Source organism: Mangrovihabitans endophyticus, assembly GCF_014646155.1.
Taxonomy (GTDB): domain Bacteria; phylum Actinomycetota; class Actinomycetes; order Mycobacteriales; family Micromonosporaceae; genus Actinoplanes; species Actinoplanes endophyticus.
Window position 1 is genome coordinate 1 of sequence record NZ_BMMX01000048.1, and the last position, 24,707, is coordinate 24,707.

Here is a 24,707-nt window from a genome sequence, read left to right on the forward strand (position 1 = left end):
CCGCCCGCACCCGCCGCCCGCCGCCCGCCCCCGCCCCCGCCCGCCGCCCCCGCCCCGTCGATCTTGGACTTTGCGGGAGCACATACCGCCACGAAAGCCCTATTCCTCCCCACAAAGTCCAAGATCGACGGGGTGGTGGCCGGGGCAGCCGTCGATCTTGGAGATTCTGTGCGGACGAAAGGCGCTTATGCCGCGTAGCACCCCCAGAAACGTCAAGATCGGCGGGGCGAGCGACGGGCGAGGCGACGCGACGGGCGGCGGGGCGGGGCAGGGTGGGCGGCGCGGGCGAGCGAGCGGGGTGAGTGGCCCGGGCGGGCGAGCGGGGCGACGCGGCGCGGGTTGGCGGGTGGGCGGGTGAGTGGCCCGGGTGAGCGGGGCGACGCGACGCGAGCGGGCGGGGCGGGTGGTCTACTTGTCGGTGCCCAGCGCGATGATCTGCGGCACGTCGTCGCGGCGCACCGCGGCGAACAGCTTCTTGGCCTTTGCCGTGTCCGGCAGCACCACGCTCTGGTCGCCGCGCATCGCGGTGCCCGCGCTCGGGCTGGTGCAGAAGGTCAGGTTCTCGCTGCGCAGATGTCGCAGGTCGTCCGCGGTGCCGATGATGTTCAAGGTGTCGTCCACGGCCACCGAGTCCGCGCTGGCGCGCAGGAACGAGTTCAGCCGGGCCGGGTTGGCCAGCATGCCGCCGGACGAGGCCTTGCTCAGGATCGCCTTGATGACCTGCTGCTGGTGCCGGATCCGGGCGAAGTCGCCGTCGGCGAACGCGTACCGCTCCCGGGCGTAGTCCAGCGCCGCCGCGCCGTCCATGGTCTGCGGCCCGGCGCGGAAGTGACGGATGCTGTCGGGATTCAGCGAGTGGGTGGAGGTGAAGGCCCGTTCCACGTCGATCTGCACGCCACCGAGGGCGTCCACGATGTCCTTGAACCCGGAGAAGTCGACCATCACCATGTGGTCGATGCGCACGCCGGTGTAGTCCTCCACGGTCTGCACCATCAGCGGCGCGCCACCCCATGCGAAGGCTGCGTTGATCTTCGCCGTGACGCCGCCGTGGCGCCCGTCCGCGCTGCGCGGCACGTGCACCCACGTGTCGCGGGGAATGGACACCATCTGCGCTCCGGACCGGTCCTTCGGCAGGTGCAGCACGATGATGGTGTCGCTGCGCGAGCCTCCGGTGGATCCCGGGTCGCGGGTGTCGCTGCCCAGCATGAGGAAGTTCATCGCGTCGCCGGCCGCGGCCTCCTTCGCCGGCCGGTTGCGCAGCGGCACCTGATCGAAGGTCGGGATCCGGGCGATGTCGTGGTCGATGTCCCTCGCGTACAGGGTCATCGCCACCGCGGTGCCGCCGGCCGCCACCAGCAGCACCGCCAGGGTCACCAGCAGCACCCGGCGCAGCGGATGCCGGCGCCGGGGGGCGACGTGCCGCGGCGGCGTGCCGCCCGGCCCGCCCTCCGGGGCACTATCGACAAACTTGGCATCGACGGACATGGCACGGATGGTAGCGGGCTGTGTAAATATCCACGATGCTCGTAGTGTCCGGTGCGGTTTCGAGGTCTGCCATGGGGGAGGACATGACCCGGATCGATGCTTCGACGCGTCCGTCGACCGCGTCGACCGCCGTCCTGCCCTATGTGGCCTCCGCCGCCGCTGGGCGCACCCGGGCGTTGCGCGCCTACATGCTGGCCATGCCCGTGGACCTGGGCGCGTTCCTGCTTCCGTTGGTCTGGGACCGGCACTATTGGAAGGGCCTGATCGCGGCCGGCGTGGTCACCGTTGTCGCGTTCGCGATGGGCGGGCTGTACGCCGGCCGTCGGCACGTCAGCTTCCTGGACGAACTGCCCAGCCTGTGCGTGCGGCTGCTGGCCGCGGCCGCCGTGGTGGCGATCATCGCCGCAGCCCGGCACGACTCCGTGCCGTACGTTGTCGGATTTCTGCACCAGGTCGCGGTGAGCGCGGCGCTGGTGCTGGCCGGCCGGGCGCTCACCCGCACCGCGGTCGTGGTGGCCCGCCGGCACCGCTGGGTGGAGCATTCGGCGATCATCGTGGGCGGCGGCCCGGTGGCCGTCGAGCTGGCCCGGCTGCTGCGCCGCTACCCGCAGTACGGGCTGCATTTCGCCGGCTTCGTCGACGTGCCGTCGGCCGACCACGCCGACGATGACGGGCAGCCGTTGCTCGGGCGCGTGGACGAGCTGGCCGAGATGATCCGGCTGGTGCACGCCGAGGTGGTGATCGTCGCGGATGTGACCTGCCCGGACGAGCAATTGCTGCGGGCCGTGCGGCAGCCCGGCGCGGCCGCCTGCGACCTGTGGGTGGTGCCGCGGCTGCGCGAGTTCCACAGCCAGCACGGGCTGCCCGACCACATCGGCGCGATCCCGGTCACCCGGCTGCGCCGCCCGGCGCTGATGGGTCCGCAGTGGATGATCAAGCGCGCCTTCGACGTCACCTTCGCCGCCGTGGGGCTGGTGCTGTTCAGCCCGGTGATGGCGCTCTGCGCGCTGGCCATCCTCGTCGAGGGCGGGCCGGGGGTGCTGTTCCGGCAGCAGCGCGTCGGGCGGTACGGCGAGCCGTTCCGGCTGTTGAAGTTCCGGTCGTTGCGGCCGCGGGACGCCGACGAGGCGCAGACCACCTGGTCGATCGCCGGCGAGGCGCGCATCGGCCCGGTCGGGCGGCTGCTGCGACGCACATCGCTGGACGAGCTCCCGCAGTTGTGGAACATCCTGCGCGGCGACATGACGGTGGTCGGTCCGCGACCGGAGCGCCCCTATTTCGTGGACCGGTTCTCCGCGGACTATCCCGACTACGCGATGCGGCACCGGGTGCCGGTCGGGCTGACCGGGCTGGCGCAGGTGAGCGGGCTGCGCGGCGACACGCCGATCTCGGACCGGGCGCGGTTCGACAACTACTACATCGAGAACTGGTCGCTCTGGCTGGACGTCAAGGTGATCGTGCGGACGGTGTCCGAGGTCCTGCACGGCGGCGGCCGGTGACCGCCCGCCGGTGACAGGTCACAGGGCGAGCGAGGTCTCCGGGTCGAAGCATCGCAGCGCGTGCTCGGGCATGCCCAGCCACACCCGGTCGCCGGGGCGCGCCGGGAACGCCGCCGGCGCCAGCACCTTCAGCTCGTCGCCGCCCCACCGGACGGTGAGCAGCATGGCCGCCCCGGTCGGCTCGGCCACCTCCACCTCGGCGTGCGACCGACCGGGACCGTCCTGGAGGGACACCTCGATGTTCTCCGCCCGCACCCCGACGGTGACCGGCCGGCCCGCCCATCCGGACAGCCGTGCCGGGCCGGGAATCACCCGGTCGCCGGCGGTCAGCCGGACCGGCTTGTCGTGGTCCGCGTGGCCGTCCGGCGCCACGACGGCGTCGAAGAAGTTCATCGGCGGCGTGCCCAGGAATCCGCCCACGAACCGTTGCGCCGGCCTGTCGTACACCTCCATCGGCGTGCCGAGCTGGGCAATGCTCCCCTCCCGCATCACCGCCACCCGGTCGCCCAGCGACATCGCCTCGGCCTGATCGTGCGTCACATAGAGCGTGGTGGTGCCCAGCCGCGCCACGATCCGCTTGAGCTCGGCCCGGAACTGCATCCGCAGCAGGGCGTCCAGATTGGACAGCGGCTCGTCCATCAGCAGCACGTCCGCGTTCACCACGATGGCGCGGGCCACCGCGACCCGCTGTCGCTGACCGCCGGACAACTGCGCCGGGTGCCGGTCCAGTTGGTCACCGAGGTTGAGCAGGCCGGCCGCGCGTGCGACCCGCGACGCCCACTCGTCGCGCGGCACCTTCGCCATGGTCAGCCCGAAGCCGATGTTCTGCCGGACCGTCATGTGCGGGAAGATCGCGTACGACTGGAAGACCATGGACAGGCTGCGGTGGCGTGCGGGCAGCCGGGTGACGTCGCGCTCGCCGATGCGCACCGTCCCGGCGTCCGGGGTCTCCAGCCCGGCCACCATCCGCAGCAGCGTGGTCTTGCCGCAGCCGCTCGGGCCGACCAGCACCAGGAACTCTCCGTCGGACACCTCCAGCGTGACGTCGTCGGTGGCCCGGCGGTGTCCCGACGGATAGGTCTTGACCAGGTTCTCGATGACCACTGCGGCCATGGCGGGGGTCGCCTCCCTCGTGGCTAACGGAGCGGGGTGCCCCACATGTTGAGCAGGTAGCGGCGGACCACCGCGATGAAGACCAGCGCGGGCAGCACCAGTGCGAGACCGCCGGCGAATCGGAACGCCAGCGGCGACTCGCCCAGGGTGGCGAGCACCTGCGCGGGCAGCGTGCGCCGGTTCAGGGTGAGGATGCTCGCCCCGAGCACCTCGTTCCAGGACAGCACGAACGTGAAGATGGCCGAGGCGGCGATGCCGGGCAGCGCCTGCGGCACGACCACCCGGCCGAACGCGGCCATCGGCGACGCTCCGAAGATCATCGCGGCCTCCTCCTGCTCCCGGGGCACACCGACGAAGATCGCCGCGGAGATGAGCACGGTGGTCGGCAGCGCCAGCGCGGTGTGCAGCAAGGTGACCGCGTACGCGGTGTCGTAGAGCCCGGTGGTCAGGAAGACCTTGGCCAGCGGCACGGAGAGCACCACGATCGGCAGCGCCCGGGTGAGCAGCAGGCTCAGTTGGTACGCGTCCCGGCCGCGGAACGCGTACCGGGCCAGCGCGTACCCGGCGGGCAGGCCGACCGCCAGCGACAGCGCGACGGTGCTCAGGCCCACGGTGAGCGAGTTGACCAGGCCGCCGAGGATGCCGGTGGACCGAAGGAAGGTGGACATCGTCTCGCCGGACGGGTGGGTGGGCAGCAGCGACAGCGGGAAGTCGTTGAGCGATTCCCGGCTGGACAGCGCGGCCAGCGTGATCAGATAGATCGGCACCCCCATGAACAGGCTGATCGCCACGCAGGCGGCCTGCACCCACAGCCGCTGCGCCCTCACCGGCCGGGCTCCGGGCCGTGCCGCATCAGGCGCAGGTATCCGACCGCGGCGACCACCGACAGCAGCAGCACGACAAGCGCGACGGCGGTGGCCACGTTCGGGTTCTGCAACGCCGTGTACCACTGGTAGGTCTCGCCGACCAGCAGCGGGAAGTTGCGCCCGGTGAGCGCCTGCGCCACCGCGAACGCCTCCAGCGCCAGAATGGTGCGCAGGATCAGCGCCACCTGCAGGCTGGGCCGTAGCTGCGGCAGGAGCACGTGACGCACCCGCTGCCAGTAGCTCGCGCCGAACACCGCCGCCGCCTCGTCGTAGTCGCGCGGCACACCCTGCATCCCGGCCACCACGATCACGAAGACCAGCGAGGTGGCCCGCCACAGCTCGGCGATCACCACGGCCAGGAACATGGTGGCCGGATGCTGGAAGGACAGCCACGCGTACGGGGAGATCCCGGCCGCGTCCAGCACCGAGTTCAGATAGCCGCGGTCGGTGAAGATGGACAGCCAGACCAGGCCCGCCGCGAGGTCGCTGATGGCCAGCGGGATCACCCAGATGTAAAAGTGCAGCCCGGCCAGCCTCGGCCGCTCCCGCAGCAGCAACGCCATGGCCAGGGCCAGGGCGAACTGCAGCGGGATCAGCACCACGATGAGCAGCGCGGTGTTGCGGGCGGCCTGCCAGAAGTACGGGTCGTCCACCATGCGCCGCAGGTACCCGGTGGTGAGGCCGTCCGGCCCGCGGAATGCCTGCGCGACGCCGGTGATCAGCGGCAGCAGAAACAGCGCGGTCATGAACAGCAGGGACGGCAGGATGAGCGGAAGGGCCCGCCGGGCGGGGCCGGCCGCCATCAAGCCGCCCGGCAGGCGGCGGCGGCCGGGTCCGGTTGCCAGCACGGCACCTTCAGCTCGTCCATGATCCTGTTGAGCTGGCCCGCCTGCGCGTCCAGCACCTGGGGGATCGGCTTGCCGTCCAGGCAGATCTCCTTGAAGCAGTTCTTGAACAACTGCGCCACCTCGCCGTCGCGGGCGCCCAGCCCGACCGGTGGCAGCGACAGGATCGCGTTCGGGGCCTGCCGTTGCTGACGCACCGCTGCCTCGGCCATCGCCACCTCGGCGGGCAGGTCGGCCGGGATCTTCGCGTTGGTCACCGGGAAGAACGCGTTCTGGCGCAGCACGTCGAGCTGCACCTGCGGGCCGGTGAGCTGTTTGATCACGTCCTTGGCCGGGGCCTGCTGCGGAGCGCCGCGGGGAATGCCCAGCCCGGCCAGCACCAGCATGTATCCCAACCCCTTCGGGCCACTGGGCGCGGGCACCATCATCCAGTCGCCGGGGTTGTCCCGCGGCGCGGCGACCAGCCGCGCCACGTGGTCGAAGCCGACCAGCACCTCACCGCGCTGCAACGGCTCCTGCATGTTGTCGTACGTGGTCGAGGCGGGCGCGCTCTGCGCCCACAGCTCCTTCATGTACTGCCAGGCGGTGACCGCCTCCGGGCTGCGGAACGTGGTGATCTGCCCGCCGGTGAAGCTGGGCAGCAGGAAGCCCTGGAAGAAGCGGTGGTAGAGACCCTTCACCCCGGCCGGGATGCCGAACACCGGGGTGCCGCCGTTGCCCGCGCGCGCCGCGGTCATCCAGGACAGCAACTGGTCGTACGTCATCTGCTGCACGTCCGTGCCGGAGGGCAGCCACTGCAGGGCCTTCTTGTGCACCGCCAGCACATAACTGGCCTGCATCCACGGGATGTACTTGGTGGCGTCACCGCCGAGTTTGGCCAGATCGGTCAGGTCGGCGTCGAAGCCGCGGTCGCCCAGCGCGGCGAGCACGTCGTCGAGGTCGATCAGGCGGCTCGCGTGCGGCGCCAGGTCGCCGTGCAGCGCGCCGACCGCGGAGATGCGCACGTTGCCGGAGTCCACCTGGGCCTGGAAGGTGGAGGAGAACACGCCCGGGTCGATCTGATTGAAGGCCACCCGCTCGCCGGTGACCCGGTCGGACAGGATCTTCTCGAAGCGCTGCTTCTCCTCCACCGGACTGAACTGGTTGGACATCAGGACGACCGCGTTCTCGTCGTCGCCGGCGCCGTTGGTGGACACCCCGCCGCACGCGCCGAGCAACGGCGCCGCAGCCGTGCCGACGCCCGCGGCGAGCAGGGCCCGTCTGCTGATCCGCGCTGATCCCGGTGTCATCGCCCGCCCCCTCCTCGCTGACGTATGCGAATCAATCTATGCGATCTCCGGGTTGCGCGACATCCGTGTTTCGCCGCGGGCCGGGCTGCCCGGGATCAGTCGACGACCGGGGGAGCCGTCTCGGCGGCCTTCTTCAGCGCCGCCGCCGCCGCGCTGTACGGGTTGTAGGTGTACGAGCGGGACACGCCGCCGGGGATGGTGAAGTACTCCGCCGACAGCTTGGCCGGGTCGGTGCCGATCTCGCCGCGTCCCGGCAGGTCGTTGCCGTCGTCCCAGCCCCACGGGGCGTTCGCCGAGTTGGTGGTGCAGGCGTAGGTGCCCACGCCGCAGTCGCCCGAGGTGTCACCGGCGAACGTGCCGAGCACCGCGAACAGCGAGGTGTTGTCGCGCTGCGCCCACAGCCCGCCGGAGGCGAAGATGTCGACCAGCTTGTACTGCACGTCCCGGTCGTCGGAGCTGCTGGGCGTCTCGGCGACCGTCGACGGGTAGTAGACGATGCCGTCGCCGACGATGGTGTACTGCGGGTACGCCTTCAGCCCGTGGCCGTGCGTCTCCTGCGCGGTGACCGGGTGCTGGAACGAGTCGTGCGGCGACGACTGCATCTGCAACGTGCCGTCCACGCTCTCCCGCCCGCTGGTCCAGGTGCTGCCGGACGGCGTGTACGAGTAGAAGTCGCTGTGCGCCACGGTGACCGCCGCGCGCAGCACGCCGTACGGGGAACCGTCCTTTTCGACGGCGAACATCACGCCCTCGCCGTCGTTCTCGTGCTCGGTCTCGAAGAACGGGTGGTCGATCCAGTCGCGGGGGTGGAAGAAGAAGTACGTCAGGTACCAGTGTGTGCTGGTCTCCAGCACGGAGTAGTAGACGTTGGCCGGCCCGGCCTGCGCGGCGTGGTCCCAGTTGTCGCGCCCGTTCAGGTTGCCGTCGTAGTCCACCCTGGCGATCCAGTCGGCCTTGCCGCCGAGCGCGTGACTGCCGGTCTGGTCGACATCCTGGTAGTGGATCGGCGCCCAGCGCAGCGCCAGGTCGGCGCGGCCGACCGCGGCCTGCGCCGGCGCGGCGGGCACGGCGAGGCCGGCGGCCACGACCGCCAGTGCCACCAGTGACCCTTTTTCAACCTGGCATCGAGCCCGTCGGTTGCGCGCCGTCGACCAGCGGCGGCATCTGCCGGCCTCGCCACGGTGAAAAAGGTTCAGTGACTTGAGCATGTTCCGCTCCCACATCCGAAAGGGATTGATGAACGCGAATCTATGCGATCATCGGCCGCGGGGGAGCCGCGCGGGAATGTCGCGCGGGCGAACAAATCGTGGCGTGGCCCTGTCCGGGCTCAGCCCGCGCGGATCATGCGCCGGATGACCCCGGCCGCCCGATCGGCGACCAGGTGCCCGGCGGGGCGGGTCACCAGGTCACTGAGCGCGAACATGTCCATCACCTCGCCGAGGCGCTGCCAGTGGGCCGGCGGGGGCAGCTCGTCCGGCTGGTGCGCGGCGAATGCCGCGGTGAATCCGGCCAGGAAACCGTCCGGGTAGTCCGCGCCGAACCGGGCCATGTTCGCCGCATCCCCGTACGCGCATCCCGCGATGCTGAACTCCCAATCCAGCAGTGCCTCCACCCGCCAGGCCGGGCCCGTCCCGGAGACCAGGATGTTCTTCGGGTTGAGATCGGCGTGTACCAGGCGCGCATGCTCGTCGATCTCGCGCAGGTCCGGCGCCCGCCGCGCGCACAGCGCCGCCCATGCCCGGCGGGTCGCGGCGTCCAGCCGTTCTTCCGGCACCGTCGCCATGCACCCGTCCGCGAACGGCGCCAGTTGCTGCGACCACGGCGGTTGCGGGCCCACCGCGAGGTCGGCGCCGGTGAAGAAGCCCGGCCGCGCGAACCGCACCGCGGACACGGCCGCCGCCACCCGGCCCACCTCGGCGCCGAGGGCGCGCGCGGACGGGGGATCGTGCGTCATCGTCGCGAGAGCATGCTCCAGCAGCGTGCCCTTCACGTGCTCGATCACCATCAGCCACGGCCGGGCGAGCAGCACCCCGGGAACCGGGACATGCCGCGCGGCGGCGGCCATCACGGCGGCCTCGACCCCGGTGCCGGCGCCGCCGACGCGCGCCACCACGGTGCCCGCGGAGGTGGTGAGCAGGGACGTCTCGTGCGAGAAGCCCCCGGCCAGCGTGGTGACCGAGGTGAGGTCGGCGCCCAGCTCGGCGGCGATGTCGCGGGCCGTCGTGGTGTGCATCGGGACAGTATCCGCGTCCGCCGCGCGCGAAACTTACCGGCGTCGCGCTTCGATTGTTTCGACATCGTTGACAGGCGGTGACCGGGACATCAACATATCTGCATCGGCCTCTGGGAGCGCTCCCAGGATGTCCCCTGCCCGAGGAGGCTTTTCATGATCCGTCGACCGTTGGCGGCCGTGTCCGCCGGCGTTCTGCTGACCGCCCTGGTCGCCGCGCCGGCCCGCGCCGACGAGATAGAGCAAGTGGTCAACGGCGGCTTCGATGGCACCACCGACCCCTGGTGGTCCACGTCCGGCATCCCGATGACCCTGGACGACGGCCGGGCCTGCATCGACGTGCCCGGCGGCACCACCAACCGGTGGGACGTCGCCATCGGACAGAACGACATCGACCTCGTCGAGGGGGAGACCTACCGCTTCACCTTCGACACCTCCGGCAGCACCGACGGGCACGCCGTGCGGGCCATCGTCGGCGACGCGCAGGCGCCGTACGACACGTACTTCGAGGCCGCCGCCGGTCAGGACACGTTCACCGCCCCGGTGAGCAGCGACCACGCCCAGGTCGCGTTCCAGGTGGGCGGCGGCGCCGAAGGGTGGCGGTTCTGCCTCGACGACGTGTCGCTGCTGGGCGGCGTGCCGCCCGAGGTCTACCAGCCGGACACCGGGCCGCGGGTGCGCGTCAACCAGGTCGCCTACCTGCCCCGCGGGCCGAAGAACGCCACCCTCGTCACCGACGCGCAGACCGCCCTGCCGTGGCAGTTGCGCGACGAGCGGGGACGGGTGGTGGCCCGCGGACGCACCGATCCGCGCGGCGTCGACGAGTCGTCCGGGCAGAACGTGCACCGCATCGACTTCGGCCGGTACCACCGCTCCGGCTCCGGGTTCACCCTGGTTGCCGACGGGGAGACCAGCCGGCCGTTCGACATCGACGCCGACGCGTACGACACCCTGCGCACCGACGCGCTGAAGTTCTTCTACACCCAGCGCAGCGGCATCGCCATCGACGACGCGCTGCGCCCCGGGTACGGCCGGCCGGCCGGTCACGTGGACGTCGCCCCGAACCTCGGCGACGGCGCGGTGCCCTGCCAGCCCGGCGTGTGCGACTACACGCTGGACGTCACCGGCGGCTGGTACGACGCGGGCGACCACGGCAAGTACGTGGTCAACGGCGGCATCTCGGTGTGGCAGATGCTCAACGAGTACGAGCGGTCGAGCCTGCGGCGGCACGCCGGGTCCGCCGGCATCGACCTGGCCATCCCGGAGAGCGGCAACCGCGTACCGGACATTCTCGACGAGGCCCGCTGGGAGCTGGACTTCCTGCTGAAGATGCAGGTGCCAGCCGGTGAACCGTACGCGGGCATGGCGCACCACAAGATCCACGACGAGAACTGGACGGGGCTGCCGTTGCTGCCGCACCTGGACCCGCAGCAGCGTCAGTTGCACCCGGTGTCCACCGCGGCCACCCTCAACCTGGCCGCCACCGCCGCGCAGGCCGCACGCCTCTACCGGCGGTACGACCGGGCGTTCGCCCAGCGGGCCCTCGCCGCGTCCCGCACCGCGTACGCCGCCGCCCTGGCGCACCCGCAGATGTACGCCTCCCCGGACGACGGTGTCGGCGGCGGCACGTACGACGACGACACCGTCACCGACGAGTTCTACTGGGCCGCCGCCGAGCTCTACCTGACCACCGGCGAACGGCAGTACGCCCATGCGGTGCTGGAATCCCCGCTGCACACCGCCGACGTGTTCGGTCCGGGCGCGTTCGACTGGAAGAACACCGCCGCGGCCGGACGGCTGGACCTCGCGCTGGTGCCGTCCCGGCTGCCCGGTCGGGACGCGGTGCGGCGCTCCGTCGTGCGCGCCGCCGACAAGTACCTCGCCATCGCCCGGGCGCACCCGTACGGCGTCCCGTACGCCCCGCCCGGGAACATGTGGGACTGGGGTTCGAACAGCGCCATCCTCAACAACATGACCGTCATGGCGTACGGCTACGACCTCACGCATCGCGCCGAGTACCGTGACGGTGTCCTGGAGGGCATGGATTATCTGCTCGGACGCAACGCGCTGAACCGGTCGTACGTCACCGGCTACGGCGAGGTGTCCGCGCAGAACCAGCACAGCCGGTGGTATGCCCACGAGCTCGACCCGGCGCTGCCGCACCCGCCGGACGGCACGCTGGCGGGCGGACCCAACTCGTCCATCCAGGACCCGTACGCGCAGAGCAAACTGACGGGATGCGTGGCGCAGTTCTGCTACATCGACGACATCCAGTCGTGGTCGACGAACGAGGAGACCATCAACTGGAACGCGCCGCTGGCGTGGGTGGCGGCCTTCGCCGCAGAGCAGCACTGACCCTGTCCGAAGTGGAGTGCACCGACGGCGGCGACCCGCAGCGACGGGTCGCCGCCGTCGGCGCACGCATCGCCTTACATAGTGAAATATGTCACTTGATAGCGGACCATGGGGTCTGCGCGATTCTATTAGCCTGCCCAAAGGATCATCCATGAGCATCAGTGGATGGCCTTCACGGGGAGGTTCACATGCATGTGACACGAAAGGCCGCGCTGGCCGGAGGGCTGGTCGTGGCCGGCACGATCGCCGGCTCGCTGATTCACGCAGTCTCGGCTCAGGCCGACCCGGAGAGCGCTCCACCGAGCCTCGTCGAGGATTACACCTATCCGGGCGCGGCGGCGATCGAGGCGTCCCGCCACATCACGCTGGTCAGCGGTGACGGCAACATCACCCTTGTCGAGTGCGGGTCGCAGAGCGATCTGATCGAGGTCGAGTCGTACAACAACGTCTCCGACGCCGTCTACTGCTTCGCGGTGCGCGGCGACCATGGTCAGCTGAGCCTGGAGATTCCGAAGGTCTTCTTCATCTGGGCCGGTGACGAGTCCGTCACGGCGACGATCACCGTCGCGGGTGAGGAACAACCGCCGGTGGTCGTGCCGGCCAACGACGGAGAGGCGGTCGGCGCCGCCGATCCCAAGAACCACGCGGTTCTGCTCGAGTTGACGGTCTGACACTCCCCATCCCCGGCCGGACGCGGAATCTGCGGCCCGGCCCTTCGCCTCAACGGCCCCCTTCCCGGCGTCCCAGAGCTGGTCTGCCTTCCGGCATGCCGCACGTGGAGACGCCGCGATGTCGCGTGGCCGTGAGCAGGCGTCGCTCGCCCTCCCCTCTGGCACCAGGAGTTGCCCATGCCACAGCAATTCGCCGCACCACGACGGCCGCGGCTCAGCCGCGGAGTCGCCGTGGCCGTCGTCGCCCTTCTCGGGCTCGCCGCACCGATACCCGCTGACCCGGCGCTGGCGGCGCAGCCCGTGCCCGACGACCTCACCGTCGCCACCGACCGCGCGGGCGCCGTGGCCGCCCTGGTGTCCGGCGGCGACACCCTGTCCGACGCCGCCGAGTACGCGTTGACCGGTGACCAGGCCGACATGGACGCGTTCCTGGACAGCGGCCAGTTCGAGGCCCGCGCCCAGGACCGGCGGATCGCCGTGGAAACGGTGATGGCGGCCGCCGGCCCGGCCACCGTCGAAGCGGGGGAACAGGCGCTGGCCGGTACTGACGCCGACGTCGAGGCGTTCCTGGACGGCGGGTTCCGGCCCGCGTTGATGGTGGACATGCGGGTCACCGTGTCCGACATCATCGCCGTGGGTGGTCCGGCGACCGTCGACGCGGGGCAGGCCGCACTGGCCGCCGGTGGTGACGCGTTGCAGACGTTCCTGGAGACCGGCCAGATCCAGGCGCAGGTCGAGGACAACCGGATCGCCGTGGCGGCGCTCATCGAATCCGGCGGCGACGAGGTGCAGAGCGCCGGCGCGGAGGCGTTGCGTGGCACCGCCGAGGACGTCGCCGAGTTTCTGGACCGTGGATTCGCCGTGGCCCAGGCGCGGGACGACGAGACCTTGTCGATCACGCAGCTTTTGGCGCAGGCGGATCAGGCACAGCAGACCGCCCGGCGGGAGACGCTCCAGGCGCAGGAGGCCAGCGAACGCGCCGTGACCGCGGCCCGGCTGGCCCGCGATGCCGCGGAGCGAGCCGCCGACGAGACCGAGGCCGCGCAGGACTCCGCCCGCAAGGCCGCGTCCGCTGCGGGCCGCGCGGCGGACGCCGCGCTGCGGGCCGCCTCTGCCGCCCGCGACGCGGTCAGCGCGGCGCGGGCGGCGAACAATGCCGCCCGGGTCGCCTCGAACGCCGCCGCCCGCGCCGGGGCGGCTGCCGCCGCGGCCGGTGGTGCCGCGTCCGACGCCTACCACGCCGCAGCCGACGCGGCCACCGACGAGAACAAGGCGGCGGCTGCCGCGGCCGCCGCCGTCAAGGCCCGGGGCATCGCGCAGGCCGCCGAGGCCGCTTCCGCCGCGGCCGGCGCGGCGGGCGACGCCGCCGACGCGGCGGCGTCTGCCATCGCCTCGGTGCGGAGCGCGGTCACCAACGCCCAGCGCGCCGCGTCGGCCGCCGAACGAGCCGGTGCGCAGGCCAACATCTCCGAAACTGAGGCGGCGAAGGCGCGTGCCGCCGCTGCTCGGGCCCGCCGCCTGGCGACGGTGGCGGATGCCGCTGCCGACAAGACCGAAACGCTCGCCCGGCGGGCTGCCGCCGCCGCCCGGCAAGCCCGGGACTACGCGGCCGACGCCGCGCAACACGCGCGCAACGCGGCGGACGCCGCGGATGAGGCGGCGGAACACGCGGGAGAGGCTGACCGGGCGGCGACCGAGTCCGAGAAGCACGCCCAGGCCGCAGCGGTCGCTGCGGACACCGCGACCCAGGCCGCCGCCCAGGCCGTGGAGGTGGAGCAGTTGGCCCGCCAGGCCGAGGCCGACGAGCTGCAATCGCAGACCAGCGAAGCGGTCGCGGAGGCGGCCGAGCAACGGGAGAAGGAACTGGCCACGCCGGCCGAGCTGCCGGAAGACGTGCCCGAGCTGGAGCGGGTCGACGCCGGGACGGCGCAACTGCTGGCCGCCGCATCGGCGCCGGACGCCGCGGACGCAGACGTGCTGGACAAGGGTCGCCGGGCCGCGGTCGAGCTGACCCGCACCGGCGGTCAGTGGACCCGGGTCGCGGCTCAGAACGCCCTGGCCGGCGGGATCGAGGACATGCGGTCGTTCTTGGCCGAGGGACGCGAGGTCGCCGCGGAACAGGACGACCGCGAACGGGTGCGGATCCTGGCCGACGAGACGGACAAGCCTGCGCAACGGGCCGCGGCGGAAGCGGTGCTGAGCGGGTCACACGCCGAGGTGACCGCGTTCCTCAAGTACCCGGACTACGACACCAAGGCGCTCGACGACCGGGTGGCGGTCGCGGATCTCATCTCCGCCGGCGGGCCGGCGACCAAGTCGGCGGGCAAGGCTGCGCTGCGGGCCGGACCGCAGGCCGTGCACGAGTTCCTGCGCGCCGGTCAGTACGCAGCGGCCGAGCAGGACAAGCGGATCGTGGTCGCCGATCTGGTCGAGAACGGCGGACCCGAGGTGGAGTCGGCCGGCAAGATCGCACTGAGCGGCACGCGGGAATCGGTGGTGCATTTCATCGATGTCGTTCAGTACCGGGCCGCCGTGCGCGACCTCGACACTCAGATTCACGCCGCCACGATCCACCAGTATGTGCTGGAGGCGCAGAGTGCGGCGTCCACCGCCCAGGCGGACGCGTCGTACGCCGAACAGGTCGCGGCGACCGCACGCCAGGCCAGCGACGACGCCGATGCCGCCGCGGCGGCGGCGCGGCAGTCCGCGGATGCTGCCGCGGTGTACGCGTCGCAGGCCAAGCAGTCCGCGGCGGCGGCGAAGTCGGCGGCGAACAGTGCGGCGAACTCCGCTGCGGTGGCCCGGAACGCGGCGAACTCCGCGCGGGCCGCCGCGGCCCGTGCCCAGTCCTCGGCCAACCGGGCAACCGCCTCGGCGGTGCGGGCCCGGGACAGCGCCAACCGGGCGCAGGGCTACGCCGCGCAGGCGAAGCAGTCGGCGCTGGACGCCGGGGAGAGCGTGGAGGTCGCGGTCCAGGCCGCGCAGGATGCGCTGAAGCAGTGGGTGCTGCTCAAGGAGCAAGACGAACTGCTCACTCCGGAACAGATCTTCTTCGGCCCGCCGCCGGACGGGGAGGCGCGCCAGACGTTCCCGTCCGACGCTCGGGCTCCGGGCAACGGGATCATCATCTTCCGGCTGTTCATCAGCGACAAATACTTCTACTGCGACGTCGGCGTGCCGTGCGGCAAGGGTGACGGGCGTACGTTCTCCAACGAAGCCGGTGCGGGTTACCGGGTGAACCTGGCCTGGAACACCGAGACCGGTGAACTGAGCTTCTCCGCCTCGCCGAGCTGCACCATCTACTTCTGCGTCGACCCGCACCCCATCGGCGAGGGCAACGACCTCACGGGAGTGCACGGCGGGAACGGATCGCTGGAGTTCGACATCTCGTCGCAATCGGGCGTCGGCTTCCTGCCCTACATCAACCAGCACATCAAGATCAATATCGGCTCGGACACGGTGGTCAGCATCAAGGGTGACCCGTATCCCGACTTCGAGGTCGTGCAGTTCAAGGGCGGCGCGACGACGGGTACGGACCTGGCGCGGGCGCGGCACTACGGCCCGCTCGGCCCGGCCTGGCAGCTCAACGACTTCACCGACGACCGGGAGGAGGAGTGGCGCAACGGATTCAGCAATCACGACAGCACGCTTGAGCTGTACCGGCTGCGCCAGGAGTACTGTCCGATCATGCCTCAGCTCGCGAGTTGCCGAAACTACTGATGCCGAAGCGTGTGACGACGGTGGAACGTCCGTTGTGGTCGAGGGCACGGCAGGCCGTTGCGTCCGCCGGCGCCCTGCCGTGGATCCTCGGCCACCTCGGGCTCTACATGCTGGTGTTCTGCGGGGCGGCGGTCGTCTTCGAGGAGAGGGTCTCGCCCGGCAGAGCGCTGGGGGAGAACGTGAAGGCGGCGATCGTCGACGTCGGGCTCTTCTGGTGGATCGCGGTGCCCGTGGGTGTTGCCTCGCTGGCGGTCGCGCGGGGCTACCGCAACCTTCCGCGCGTCCGGTTTCGGCTGGTCACCATCCTGGCGGTGGAACTGCCCGCGCTGGTCGCGGGGGTGCTGGGCTGGTGGGAACTGCCGGTGGGGCTCCTCCTGGTGGCCCTGCTGGTGGTCCAGCCGGGACCGTAGGCTGCGCCGCTTCACGGCCCCGGGGATCGACAGCCTCCACCCGACAGCCTATCCTCCTAGGATGCTTAGGGGTGGTGCCTGAGATAACCGGGCCGCGGACGGGGTATGCAGCGTTCATGCCCGTCCAAGATCGCGACCGCTCGCTGGGTCTGCGGCTCGCCGCTGCCGCCGCCCTGACCCTTGCGGTCCTCGTCCCGTCCGCCCTGCTCTCGATCTGGGTGATCGGCGATTGGGGGCCGCTGCACCATCTCGACGCGGGGGTCACCGACGCGCTGCACTCGGTCGCGGAGGGCCATGCCGCGCTGGTCCGGTTCATGCTGGTCTGGAGCGTGGTGTTCGACCCGAACGCGTGGCGGCTGGCCGCGCTGGTCCTGGTGATCATCTTGTTCCGGCGGGGCGCGCCGCGGCTGGCCTGGTGGATCGTCGTCACGATGGCGGTGGGCGGGGTGCTGGCGGCGGGGCTGAAACTGCTTGTCGGGCGCCATCGCCCGGACCTGCTGAACCCGGTCGCCCAGGCGGCCGGGTTCTCGTTCCCCTCCGGTCACGCGCTCAACGCGGCCCTGGGGGCGGGGGTGCTGCTGCTCGTCCTGTTGAGCCTGATCCCGGACCGGCCCCGGCTGCGCATCGCGCTGTGGGTGGCCGCGCTGGTCCTGCCGCTGATCACCGGCCTCTGCCGGATCGGTCTGGGCGTGCACTGGACCAGCGACGTCCTCGCGGGCTGGCTGATGGGAGTGGCGGTGGTGGCGGTGACCGCGGGTGTCTTCGACGGCTGGCGTCACCGCACCGGCCGGCGACACGCGACGATGTCCCGCGAAGGTGTCGATCCGGGCGCACGCGGGTAACAGGCCCGGCGTGTCAAGGTTCGTGGTTCAGGTGTTCAAGCGCATCATCCTGCCGATCGCCGTGCTTCTGCTGGCGATGATCGGGCTCGGCCTGCTGGTCACCAAGGTGTTCGCGCACACCTGGCCGTTCACCGTGGAGGACGGCGTGGACCGCGGGTTCGCCGGTGAGCGCACCGGTGGGTGGAGCGCGGTCTCGTTGTTCTTCAGCACGCTGGCCAGCACCCCGGTCATCATCGCGGTGACCGCGGCGGTGGCGGTCGTGCTGCGCCTGGTACTCAAGCGCTGGCGGGAGCCGCTGTTCCTGTGCGCCGCGGTGTGCGCGCAGGCGGTGGTGTTCTTCTTCACCACGCTGTTCATCGACCGCAGCCGGCCGGACGTGCCGAAGATGGACGAGTCCCCGCCCACGTCGAGCTTCCCGTCCGGTCACACCTCGGCCGCCTTCGCCCTCTATGTCGGGCTGGCGTTGGTGCTGGCGCTGCAGGTGCGGCGTACCTGGCTGAAGGTGATCTGCTGGAGCCTGGTGCTGGTTCCGGTCGCGGTCGCGCTCGCGCGTCTCTACCGGGGCATGCACCATCCCAGCGACGTGACCGCGTCGTTCGTCAACGGGGCGATATGCATCACGGTGATGGCGCGTGCGATCCTCGACCGCGCCGTGCGGTGGGCGCTGCCGTCGCGCCGGCCGCCTCGCGCGCAGGCGTCCCGCCCGACCACTCCGTCGGCGGCTGCCTGAGCCCGCGAAACCGGTACCGGGATCGTACGCTCGGCCGATCCCGGCCGGGCCGAGCGGCGGCTCCGGTCGGCCTGTCGGAGGAGGTCGCCGCCCAGCGGCCCCCCCAAAGTTGCCGCCCAACTGCCGGTCCTGGGCATCGCGGAAGCCCCCTCCATGAACGACAGTGAAAGCGGCGGGCCGACTGCGGTGGCTGAGCGCGCCGCCGGCGCGAGAGGCACAACGGAGGCGCGCCGTCGCCGGGCTCGGCCGCCGCCCGCCCCTCGCCGTCCGTTCCGCATCGCGCGCCCGACGTGTCGGTACGTAGATACGTTCGTCTCACCGGGCTGGACGCGCTGAACTTGTGCCATGGATCTGGACCGTCGCCTCGCCACGACCCTGCGTGCGGACACCGACTGCGAGGTCCTGCACGACGCGGCCTCCCGGTCCGCGTACGCGCGGGACGCCTCGAACTATCGGGTGCTCCCGTCGGTGGTGGCCCGCCCGCGTACGGTGGCCGGGCTGACAGGGGCCGTCGAGGCCGCCCGCGGGCTCGGTGTGCCGGTGACCATGCGGGGCGCGGGCACCAGCGTGGCCGGCAACGCGATCGGCACCGGACTGGTGGTGGACTGCAGCCGGTATCTGACCGCGATCACCGACCTGGACCCGGCGGCCGGCACGGTGCACGTGGAGCCGGGCGTGGTGCTGACCGCGTTGCAGAAGGCCGCCGCGCCGCACGGGTTGCGCTTCGCCCCGGACCCGTCCACCGCCAACCGCTGCACCCTCGGCGGCATGATCGGCAACAACGCCTGCGGATCGCACTCGGTGCGGTGGGGGACCACCGCGGAGAACGTGGAGACGCTGGACGTCTGGTCGGCCGGGCGGATCAGCACCGTCGGCGCGGGTGCCGCCCCGGCCGGGCTGGAACCGAAGCTGCGCGCGTTCGCCGACCGGCACCTCGCCCTGCTGCGGCGGGAGCTGACCCCGTGGCCGCGCCGGGTTTCCGGGTACGGCCTGGAGCATCTGCTGCCGGAACAGGGTTTCCACGTGGCGCGGGCGCTGGTCGGCACCGAGGGCGGTTGCGCGCCGGTGACCGGCGCGACGCTGCGTCTGGTCCGCCCGCCGGTCGCACTGGGTCTGCTGGTACTGGGGTTCGACGACGACGTGGAGGCCGCCGACGCGGTTCCCGCGCTGCTGGCACACCAGCCGTACACCCTGGAAGGTTTCTCCGTCGACCTGCTCGGCGGGCTGCCCGTGGAGGGTCTGCTGCCGGCCGGAAAGGCGTGGCTGTTCGCCGAGGTCGGCGGCGACTCGGTGGCCGAGGTGACGGAACACGCCGGACGGCTGGCGGCCGCCATCGGGCGCACCCCGGCGGATCCGGCCTGCGCGGTGGTGCTGGACGCGTCGGCCCGCGCGCAGATCTGGGCGCTGCGGGCGGACGGCGCCGGCCGGGCCACCCGTGCCCCCAGCGGGGCCGCGGCCTGGCCCGGCCTGGAGGACGCCGTGGTGCCACCCCAGCACCTCGGTTCCTATCTGCGGGACTTCCGCGCGCTGATGGACGAGTACGGGCTGACCGGTTCGCCGTACGGGCATTTCGGCGAGGGCTGCCTGCACATCCGGCTGGACTTCGACTTCGCGGGGGATGCCGGGGTGGACCGGTTCGCGTCGTTCATGTCCCGTGCCACCGATGTCATCGTCGCCCACCACGGCAGCGTCTCCGGCGAGCACGGCGACGGCCGCGCCCGCGGCGAGCTGCTGGCCAAGATGTACCCACCCGCGGTGCTCGCCGCGTTCGCCGAGTTCAAGGGCATCTGGGACACCGCGGGCACGCTCAATCCGCAGGTGGTGGTCGCGCCCCCGGCGATCACCGACGATCTGGCCCCGGCGCGGCCGGTGACCCGGCGGTTGACCGCGCCGCTCACCCTGCACGCCGACCGCGGCGACCTGGCCGCCGCGGTGCACCGATGCGTGGGAGTGGGCAAGTGCGTGTCCACCCAGACCGACGCCTTGATGTGCCCCAGTTTCCAGGCGGTGCGCGACGACCGGCATTCCACCCGCGGCCGGGCGCGGCTGTTGCAGGACTATGTCACCGGCGCCACCACGCAGGCGCCCGTCGCCGAGGCACTGGATCTGTGCCTGGCCTGCAAGGGCTGCAAGTCGGAATGCCCGACCGGGGTGGACATGGCGTCCTACAAGGCGCACTTCTTGCAGCAACGGTACCGGCGGCGGCTGCGCCCCAGGTCGCATTACGTGCTCGGCTGGCTGCCCACGTGGCTGCGGCTGGGTCACCGGCTCGGTCCGGTCGCGTCGGTGCTGAGCCGCAGCCCGGCGCTGGGCCGGCTGGCGATGCGGCTGGGCGGGCTGGCCCGCGACCGGACGCTGCCGCCGATCCCGCGGCGCTCGTTCCGGTCCCTGCACCGGGCGCGGGGCCGGGCGGCGGGGCGGCCGGACGAGCGGGCGTCCGGCCGGGCGGAAGGCCGGTCCGGCGCGGGCCGGTCCGGCGCGGGCCGGGGCGAGGTGGTGCTGTGGCCGGACACCTTCACCGATCACCTGGAGCCGCAGGTGGCCCTCGCCGCGGTGCGGGTGCTGGAGGCCGCCGGGCACACCGTCGTGGTGCCCTCCGGCCCGGTCTGCTGCGGCCTGACGTGGATCAGCACCGGCCAGATCGGGCACGCCACCAAGGTGCTGCGCCGCACCCTGGACCACATCGCCGACTCGGACGCCCCGATCGTGGTGCTGGAGCCGTCCTGCGCCGCTTCGCTGCGGGAGGAACTGCCGCAACTGCTCGCCGACGACCCGCGCGCGGCACGCCTGGCCGGCCGGATCGTCTCGCTCGCCCAGCTCCTCGCGGGTGACAGACGGTTCGACCTGTCCGGCACGCGAGTGGCCCTGCAGCCGCACTGTCACCAGCGTTCCGGGTGGGGGTTCGCCGCGGATCTGGAGCTGCTGACGGGCTCCGGGGCGACGGTCACCGAGACCATCGCCGGCTGTTGCGGGCTGGCCGGGAACTTCGGCATGGAACGCGGGCACGAGGAGGTGTCCGCGAAGGTCGCCGGGTTGCATCTGCTGCCCGCGCTGGACGCCGCCGGCCCGGACGCCACGGTGCTGGCCGACGGGTATAGCTGCCGCACGCAGGTGGCGTCGCTGGCGCCGCAGCACCGGTCGAGGCATCTGGCCGAGGTGCTCGCCGACGCCCTGCCGGACGCGCCCGCGGAGAAGCCGCCGGGCGATGTGAGCTGCCGTTGACAGCACGGAAATCTCCGCTACTCCGCGGCGAAATCCCCGGCACGGATGGTTGAGGACCCTGCACCGAGGATCCGCATGACTGATCTGGCCGTCGAACCGTCCGGCCCGCTGGCCGGGTTCACCGTGGCGGTGACGGCCGAGCGTCGCCGCGAAGAGATGTCCGCGCTGCTCACCCGCCGCGGCGCCCGCGTGGTCATGGCGCCGTCGCTGACCATCGTGCCGCTGGCCGACGACGAGGCGTTGCACGCCGCCACCGCCGCCTGCATCGGCCTCGCCCCCGACCTGGTGATCGCCACCACCGGCATCGGCTTCCGCGGCTGGCTGGAGGCGGCCGAGGGGTGGGGGATGGGCGACGGGCTGCGTGCCGCGCTGGGCGGCGCGCAACTGATCGCCTCCGGGCCCAAGCCGTGCGGCGCGATCCGGGCCGCCGGGCTCAGCGAGGACTGGGCGGCGCCGACCGAGTCCTCGGACGAGATCCTGCAGCGCCTGCTCGCGCAGGGGGTCACGGGCCACCGCATCGCGGTGCAACTGCACGGCGACCCGCAGGCCGGCTTCGTCGCGGCGCTGCGCGCCGGCGGCGCCGCCGTGGTGGAGGTGCCGGTCTACCGGTGGACGTTGCCGACCGACCTGACCCCGGTGCGCCGGATGATCGAGCTGATCACCGCCGGGCAGATCGACGCGGTCACGTTCACCAGCGCGCTCGCCGTGCGTGCCGTGCTGGAGGTGGCCGGTGACGGCACCGGGGAGGTGTTGGAGAAGTTCCGCTCCGGCGTCATGGCGGCCTGCGTCGGGCCGGTCACCGCGGGTCCGCTGGTCGAGCGGAAGGTGCCGGTCGTGACCCCGGAACGGTTCCGGCTGGGTGCGCTGATCCGGCTGGTCACCGATGAGTTGCCGCGCCGGGCCGCCCGGATCCTGGTCGCCGGTTCGCTGCTGGAGGTCCGCGGACACGCGGTGATCGTGGACGGTGTGCTGCGCACCCTGGCGCCCGTGCCGATGGCGATCCTGGGCGCGCTTGCCGCCCGGCCGGGTGTGGTGGTGTCCCGGGACCGGCTGGCCGGCGCGCTGCCGCGGGGCACCGACGGGCACGCGGTGGACGTGGCGATCGCCCGGCTGCGCGCGGCGCTCGGCTCCGGCAAGCACATCGAGACGGTGATCAAGCGGGGGTACCGGTTGCGGGTCGACCAGTCGGGCGCCTGATCGCGTGCCGTCGGCGGGCCCGTCTCACAACGGCGGCCGGCCGTTTGTGGGAGCCACCGAACACTGGCGCAACGTCGGCGGTGCCCTGCGGTAACGTGCCCGCGACAGCATCAGGGCCATGCCGGTCGATACCCACTGCCCGTACTGTGCCCTGCAGTGCGGCATCACCCTGCATCCGCAGGCCCCGGCGGTGCGGAGGGACCCGGCCGTGCGGAGGGACCCGGCCGTGCGGCTGGAACCGGCGGATTTCCCGGTCAACCGGGGTGGTCTGTGCGCCAAGGGCTTCACCGCGGCGGAACTGCTGGACCATCCGGACCGGCTGCGCGAGCCGCTGGTGCGCACGGTGCCCGGCGACCGGTCCAGCCCCTGGCGGCAGGCGAGCTGGGACGAGGCGCTGGACCGGGTGGTCACGGCGGTGCGGGACAGCCAGCGGTGGTACGGCAACGACAGCGTGGGCGCGTTCGGCGGCGGCGGGCTGACCAACGAGAAGGCGTACACGCTGGGCAAGTTCGTGCGGGTGGCGCTGCGCTCGGCGAGCATCGACTACAACGGACGGTTCTGCATGTCGTCCGCGGCCACCGCGGTCAACCGGTCGTTGGGGGTGGACCGGGGCCTGCCGTTCCCGCTCGCGGACGTGGCGCGGGCGCGCACCGTGCTGCTGGTCGGCGCCAACCCGGCCGACGTGATGCCGCCGTCGATGCAGTACCTGGACGCGGGACGAGACGCCGGGGCGCGGCACATCGTGGTCGATCCGCGGCGCACCGCCACCGCCCGTGGCGCGTACCGGCACCTGCGGATCCTGCCCGGCACGGACCTGGCGCTGGCCAACGCCCTGATGCACATCGCGATCCGGGAGAACCTGATCGACTCCGCCTACATCGCGGCCCGCACCACCGGGTTCGCGCAGGTCCGCGCGGCCACCAACGCGTACTGGCCGGACCGGGTGGAACGGATGACCGGGGTCAGCGCGGCGGACATGCGGGAGACGGTGCGGCTGCTGGCCGCCGAACGCCCGGCGATGATCCTCACCGCCCGCGGCGCCGAGCAGCACAGCAACGGCACCGACACCGCGCAGGCGTGGGTGAACCTGGCGCTGGCGCTCGGCCTGGTGGGCCGGCCGGCCTCCGGGTACGGCACCATCACCGGCCAGGGCAACGGGCAGGGCGGGCGCGAACACGGGCAGAAGGCCGACCAGCTCCCCGGATACCGGATGCTCACCGACCCGGCCGCCCGCGCGCACGTGGCCGCGGTGTGGGGCGTCGACCCGGACGAACTGCCGCAGCCCGGCCCCAGCGCGTACGAGATGCTCGACCGCCTGGGCACCGACGGCGGCGTGCGGGTCCTGCTCGTGCTGGCCAGCAACATCGCCGTTTCCGCGCCGCACTCCACGCACGTGATCGACCGGCTGCGCGCGCTGGACATGCTGGTCGTCTCCGACTTCTTCCTCTCCGAGACCGCGGACCTGGCCGACGTGGTGCTGCCCACCGCGCAGTGGGCCGAGGAGGAGGGCACGATGACCAACCTGGAGGGCCGGGTGATCCGCCGGCGCCGGGCGCTGGACCCGCCACCGGGTGTGCGCACCGACCTGGAGGTGCTGGCCACCCTCGCGCACCGCCTCGGGCGTGGCCACCTGTTCCGCGCCGACCCGCGCGCGGTCTTCGACGAGCTGCGCCGGGCCAGCGCCTGCGGCAAGGCCGACTATGCCGGCATCAGCTACGAGCGGATCGACGCCGAGCAGGGCGTGTTCTGGCCCTGCCCGGACGAGGACCATCCCGGCACGCCGCGCCTGTTCACCGAGACGTTCCCCACCGCGGACGGGCGGGCCCGCTTCCACCGGGTCGCGCACCGCGACCCGGCGGAGATGCCGGACGCCGATTTCCCGTACGTGCTGACCACCGGCCGCACCATGCAGCAGTACCAGAGCGGCACGCAGACCCGGCGGGTCAAGGCGCTGACCGTGGCCGCCCCGGAACCGCGCGCGCAGATGCACCCGGACCTGGCCCGGCGGCACGGCATCGCGGACGGCGACCTGGTGGAGCTGCGCAGCCGCCGCGGGCGCGCCACGCTGCGCGCCCGGCTCGACCCGGGCATCCGCCCGGACACCGTCTTCGCCCCGTTCCACTGGCCCGGCGCCAACGCGCTGACCGACCCGGCGCTGGACCCGCATTCCCGCATGCCCGCGTTCAAGACGTGCGCGGTGGCTGTCACGCTTCTGACGAGAAGGGACTGATCG

The 24,707-nt window shown here is 72.2% G+C and carries 17 protein-coding genes; 10 read left to right on the plus strand and 7 right to left on the minus strand.

The features are described from left to right. Window positions 1-408: 408 nt before the first annotated feature. Window positions 409-1,485, minus strand: a complete 1,077-nt coding sequence (locus tag IEY73_RS28670; RefSeq protein WP_189082463.1) for an LCP family protein — start codon at window positions 1,483-1,485, stop codon at window positions 409-411. Window positions 1,486-1,568: 83 nt separating this feature from the next. On the opposite strand from IEY73_RS28670, the gene IEY73_RS28675 reads away from it, so the two are divergent. Further along, a complete protein-coding gene (locus IEY73_RS28675) occupies window positions 1,569-2,984 on the plus strand; it encodes a sugar transferase (protein WP_229716243.1) in 1,416 nt (471 codons plus the stop codon). 18 nt (window positions 2,985-3,002) lie between these two features. Here IEY73_RS28675 and IEY73_RS28680 read toward each other — a convergent pair whose 3' ends face one another. The 6 genes from IEY73_RS28680 to IEY73_RS28705 all read right to left on the minus strand — a co-directional run bounded on the left by IEY73_RS28680 (window position 3,003) and on the right by IEY73_RS28705 (window position 9,330). Next, the gene (locus IEY73_RS28680) at window positions 3,003-4,097 is read right to left on the minus strand and encodes an ABC transporter ATP-binding protein (protein ID WP_189082464.1); all 1,095 of its coding nucleotides are present in this window, start codon (window positions 4,095-4,097) and stop codon (window positions 3,003-3,005) included. 23 nt (window positions 4,098-4,120) lie between these two features. After that, window positions 4,121-4,924 carry a carbohydrate ABC transporter permease gene (locus IEY73_RS28685; RefSeq protein ID WP_229716244.1) on the minus strand — a complete coding sequence of 268 codons (804 nt, stop codon included), beginning with the start codon at window positions 4,922-4,924 and terminating at the stop codon, window positions 4,121-4,123. Then, window positions 4,921-5,811 carry a carbohydrate ABC transporter permease gene (locus tag IEY73_RS28690; RefSeq protein WP_229716245.1) on the minus strand — a complete coding sequence of 297 codons (891 nt, stop codon included), beginning with the start codon at window positions 5,809-5,811 and terminating at the stop codon, window positions 4,921-4,923. The genes IEY73_RS28685 and IEY73_RS28690 overlap by 4 nt, the downstream gene beginning before the upstream one ends. Further along, a complete protein-coding gene (locus IEY73_RS28695; RefSeq protein ID WP_189082465.1) occupies window positions 5,766-7,097 on the minus strand; it encodes an ABC transporter substrate-binding protein in 1,332 nt (443 codons plus the stop codon). The genes IEY73_RS28690 and IEY73_RS28695 overlap by 46 nt, the downstream gene beginning before the upstream one ends. A 95-nt stretch (window positions 7,098-7,192) precedes the next feature. After that, window positions 7,193-8,197, minus strand: coding sequence for a hypothetical protein (locus IEY73_RS28700; protein ID WP_229716246.1), 1,005 nt, complete (start codon window positions 8,195-8,197; stop codon window positions 7,193-7,195). Between the two features lie 227 nt (window positions 8,198-8,424). Further along, a complete protein-coding gene (locus IEY73_RS28705; protein ID WP_189082466.1) occupies window positions 8,425-9,330 on the minus strand; it encodes a phosphotransferase family protein in 906 nt (301 codons plus the stop codon). Between the two features lie 153 nt (window positions 9,331-9,483). Between IEY73_RS28705 and IEY73_RS28710 the strand changes: the two genes are divergently transcribed. The 9 genes from IEY73_RS28710 (at window position 9,484) to IEY73_RS28750 (ending at window position 24,704) form a co-directional block, all read left to right on the plus strand. Then, entirely contained in the window at window positions 9,484-11,682 is a 2,199-nt protein-coding gene (locus IEY73_RS28710; RefSeq protein ID WP_189082467.1) for a glycoside hydrolase family 9 protein, read from the plus strand. Window positions 11,683-11,870: 188 nt separating this feature from the next. After that, window positions 11,871-12,353, plus strand: coding sequence for a hypothetical protein (locus IEY73_RS28715; protein WP_229716247.1), 483 nt, complete (start codon window positions 11,871-11,873; stop codon window positions 12,351-12,353). Between the two features lie 177 nt (window positions 12,354-12,530). Next, complete coding sequence (locus IEY73_RS28720) at window positions 12,531-16,073, plus strand: ALF repeat-containing protein (protein ID WP_189082468.1); 3,543 nt, start codon at window positions 12,531-12,533, stop codon at window positions 16,071-16,073. Beyond that, complete coding sequence (locus IEY73_RS28725) at window positions 16,073-16,483, plus strand: hypothetical protein (RefSeq protein ID WP_189082469.1); 411 nt, start codon at window positions 16,073-16,075, stop codon at window positions 16,481-16,483. Before IEY73_RS28720 ends, IEY73_RS28725 begins: the two co-directional genes overlap by 1 nt. Window positions 16,484-16,599: 116 nt before the next feature. Further along, a complete protein-coding gene (locus tag IEY73_RS28730) occupies window positions 16,600-17,325 on the plus strand; it encodes a phosphatase PAP2 family protein (RefSeq protein ID WP_189082470.1) in 726 nt (241 codons plus the stop codon). A gap of 10 nt (window positions 17,326-17,335) precedes the next feature. Continuing rightward, window positions 17,336-18,055: a phosphatase PAP2 family protein gene (locus IEY73_RS28735; RefSeq protein ID WP_189082471.1), complete on the plus strand. Its 720-nt coding sequence runs from the start codon at window positions 17,336-17,338 to the stop codon at window positions 18,053-18,055. Between the two features lie 345 nt (window positions 18,056-18,400). Continuing rightward, complete coding sequence (locus tag IEY73_RS28740) at window positions 18,401-21,277, plus strand: FAD-binding and (Fe-S)-binding domain-containing protein (RefSeq protein ID WP_189082472.1); 2,877 nt, start codon at window positions 18,401-18,403, stop codon at window positions 21,275-21,277. A 75-nt stretch (window positions 21,278-21,352) separates the two neighbouring features. Continuing rightward, entirely contained in the window at window positions 21,353-22,474 is a 1,122-nt protein-coding gene (locus IEY73_RS28745) for a uroporphyrinogen-III synthase (protein WP_189082473.1), read from the plus strand. A gap of 118 nt (window positions 22,475-22,592) precedes the next feature. After that, the gene (locus IEY73_RS28750) at window positions 22,593-24,704 is read left to right on the plus strand and encodes a molybdopterin oxidoreductase family protein (RefSeq protein WP_189082474.1); all 2,112 of its coding nucleotides are present in this window, start codon (window positions 22,593-22,595) and stop codon (window positions 24,702-24,704) included. Window positions 24,705-24,707: the final 3 nt, after the last annotated feature.

Excerpts from the sequence above, each read along its gene's own strand:
- IEY73_RS28670 (WP_189082463.1), bottom strand. The coding sequence starts at position 1,485 with ATGTCCGTCGATGCCAAGTTTGTCGATAGTGCCCCGGAGGGCGGGCCG.
- IEY73_RS28675 (WP_229716243.1), top strand. The coding sequence starts at position 1,569 with ATGACCCGGATCGATGCTTCGACGCGTCCGTCGACCGCGTCGACCGCC.
- IEY73_RS28680 (WP_189082464.1), bottom strand. The coding sequence starts at position 4,097 with ATGGCCGCAGTGGTCATCGAGAACCTGGTCAAGACCTATCCGTCGGGA.
- IEY73_RS28695 (WP_189082465.1), bottom strand. The coding sequence starts at position 7,097 with ATGACACCGGGATCAGCGCGGATCAGCAGACGGGCCCTGCTCGCCGCG.
- IEY73_RS28705 (WP_189082466.1), bottom strand. The coding sequence starts at position 9,330 with ATGCACACCACGACGGCCCGCGACATCGCCGCCGAGCTGGGCGCCGAC.
- IEY73_RS28710 (WP_189082467.1), top strand. The coding sequence starts at position 9,484 with ATGATCCGTCGACCGTTGGCGGCCGTGTCCGCCGGCGTTCTGCTGACC.
- IEY73_RS28715 (WP_229716247.1), top strand. The coding sequence starts at position 11,871 with ATGCATGTGACACGAAAGGCCGCGCTGGCCGGAGGGCTGGTCGTGGCC.
- IEY73_RS28720 (WP_189082468.1), top strand. The coding sequence starts at position 12,531 with ATGCCACAGCAATTCGCCGCACCACGACGGCCGCGGCTCAGCCGCGGA.
- IEY73_RS28725 (WP_189082469.1), top strand. The coding sequence starts at position 16,073 with ATGCCGAAGCGTGTGACGACGGTGGAACGTCCGTTGTGGTCGAGGGCA.
- IEY73_RS28730 (WP_189082470.1), top strand. The coding sequence starts at position 16,600 with ATGCCCGTCCAAGATCGCGACCGCTCGCTGGGTCTGCGGCTCGCCGCT.
- IEY73_RS28740 (WP_189082472.1), top strand. The coding sequence starts at position 18,401 with ATGGATCTGGACCGTCGCCTCGCCACGACCCTGCGTGCGGACACCGAC.
- IEY73_RS28745 (WP_189082473.1), top strand. The coding sequence starts at position 21,353 with ATGACTGATCTGGCCGTCGAACCGTCCGGCCCGCTGGCCGGGTTCACC.
- IEY73_RS28750 (WP_189082474.1), top strand. The coding sequence starts at position 22,593 with ATGCCGGTCGATACCCACTGCCCGTACTGTGCCCTGCAGTGCGGCATC.